Source organism: Paenibacillus sp. N119s, from assembly GCF_059447605.1.
In genome coordinates this window covers 1-2458 of the sequence record NZ_JCAJRU010000395.1, presented here as the reverse complement: position 1 = coordinate 2458, position 2458 = coordinate 1, and the positions used below count along the sequence as shown (strand labels likewise).

1 protein-coding gene is annotated in these 2458 nt (G+C 53.7%); it reads left to right on the top strand.

What is annotated here, in order from left to right:
• Positions 1–2458, top strand: a 2458-nt coding sequence (locus AC5V8P_RS25060) for a type I polyketide synthase (RefSeq protein WP_495474004.1), incomplete at both ends; no start/stop codon positions are given.

Below are 2458 nucleotides of genomic sequence, written 5' to 3'. Positions count from 1 at the left end.
ACGCTATCCATCCGCTGGCCGCTATGGAAAGAGGGCGGGATGCGGATCGATGCGGACACGGAAAAGCTCATGAGACAAAATATGGGCATTACGTCTCTACAGACCGAGTCGGGCATTCAGGCGCTGTACCAATGTCTGTCCTCAAGCAGGGAGCAGGTGATGGTCCTAGAAGGAGAGCCTGAAAAAATCGAGGCCTATCTGACGAAATCTGTATCACAGGCCGGTATCCGTGCGGTAGAAGCAGCTGGGTCGAAGCTAGATGCAGGCTTACTTTACGATAAAGCCTTATATCGTCTCAAGGCGCTATTGGGAGAGGTGACTCGGCTGAGCGTCGGTAGCATTGAAGCCCAAGAACCGCTAGAGCGCTACGGCATCGATTCCATCATGATTACCCAGCTCAATGCCAAGCTGGCAGAATCCTTTGGCGAGCTGTCCAAGACGCTGTTTTACGAGTACCAGACCTTGCGTGCCTTGGCGGAATATTTGGTGGCAGAATATGCACCAGAGTGCATGCAGTGGGTCGGAATGAGTCCGAATAGGGAACTGGTGGAGGAAACGGATACGATAGCTCGGCGCGTTGAAAAAGAAAGAACACCAGTTGCGGAACAGATGATTGCGGAAGAGGCAACAGCGAAGTCCAGCCGTAGCTATGTGAAGCCTGTTCGAAGCTACGCGGAGCCAGGCGTAGAGGAAACACGAGAACCGATTGCCATCATTGGCATGGCAGGTAAGTATCCAGGTTCGAGAGACATGAACGAATATTGGGAGAATCTCAAGGCAGGGAAGGATTGTGTCAGCGAAATTCCGCAAGAACGCTGGTCGCTGGAAGGATTCTTTCAGTCTGACAAACAGGAAGCGGTGGCTGATGGCAAAAGCTATAGCAAGTGGGGCGGTTTTGTCGAAGGATTTGCGGAATTCGATCCCCTGTTTTTTAATATTGCACCGCGAGAAGCGCTCAGTATGGACCCTCAGGAAAGGCTGTTCATTGAAGCTTGCTGGGAAGCGATGGAGGACGCGAGCTACACCAGGGAACAGCTTGCGGTACGGCATAACAGCCGAGTAGGTGTGTTTGCGGGAATTACCAAAACGGGCTACGAGCTTTACGGGCCGGAATTATGGAAGATGGGGGCGAAAATATTCCCTCAAATATCCTTTAGCTCGGTAGCCAACCGGATATCGTACCTGTTCAATTTGCAGGGGCCGAGCATGCCAGTGGATACGATGTGTTCGTCCTCGTTGACCGCGATTCATGAAGCGTGTGAGCATCTGTACCGCGGAGAATGCGAGCTGGCCATGGTAGGAGGAGTCAACCTGTATCTGCATCCGCTAAGCTATGTGGGACTTTGCGCGAACCAGATGCTGTCCGTAGACGGGCAGTGTAAGAGTTTTGGAAAGGGAGGCAACGGCTTTGTTCCGGGAGAAGGCGTGGGGGCCATGCTATTGAAGCCGCTGTCCAAGGCGATTGCAGACGGAGACCCGATCCATGCGCTCATCCGGGGAACAAGCATCAACCATGGGGGCAAGACCAACGGGTATACGGTGCCCAACCCGACCGCTCAAGGGGAGCTGATCCGGTCGGCACTGGAACGAGCCGGGGTACATGCCCGGACCATCAGCTATATCGAAGCGCACGGAACTGGCACAGAATTGGGAGATCCTATTGAAGTGACTGGTCTGACTCAGGCCTTCCGGAAAGATACGGAGGATAAGGGATTTTGCGCCGTGGGCTCTGTGAAATCCAACATCGGACATTTGGAGGCAGCGGCGGGCATCGCAGGGATTGGGAAAATTGTCCTGCAGATGAAAAACCGGACGCTGGTTCCCAGCCTGCACGCCCAGGAACTGAATCCGAACATTCCTTTTGAGCAGACGCCGTTCGTCGTCCAGCAGGAGCTGGAGGAATGGAAGCGACCGGTAGTTGAGCTTGGTGGAGAGACACGGGAATACCCGAGGATGGCGGGGATTTCATCGTTTGGAGCAGGAGGCGCCAATGCCCATGTCATCATCGAGGAGTACGTCCCGGAAGAGAAGGCGTCCATCCGTGTGACAGCTCACAACCCCGTTATTGTCGTGTTGTCGGCCAAAAATGCGGAACAGCTGAAACAGCAGGTCGAGAGATTGCTGTCCGTGATCAGAAAAGGAGAGGTCACAGAAAGCAATCTGGCTGATGCAGCCTACACGCTCCAGGTGGGTCGCGAAGCAATGGAAGAACGCCTGGCGGTAATTGCCGAATCGATGCCAGCGCTGGTGGAAAAGCTGGAAGGATTCCTGGAAGGCCAGGAGGGAATCTCCGAGCTGTATCAAGGTCAGGTCAAACGAAACAAAGAGGCGCTGACCGCACTGGTAGAAGATGAAGATATGGAAAAAACGATCGCTGCCTGGATCGGAAAACGGAAATATGCGAAGATAGTGGATCTTTGGGTAAAGGGACTGGCGATGAATTGGAGCATGCTTTATG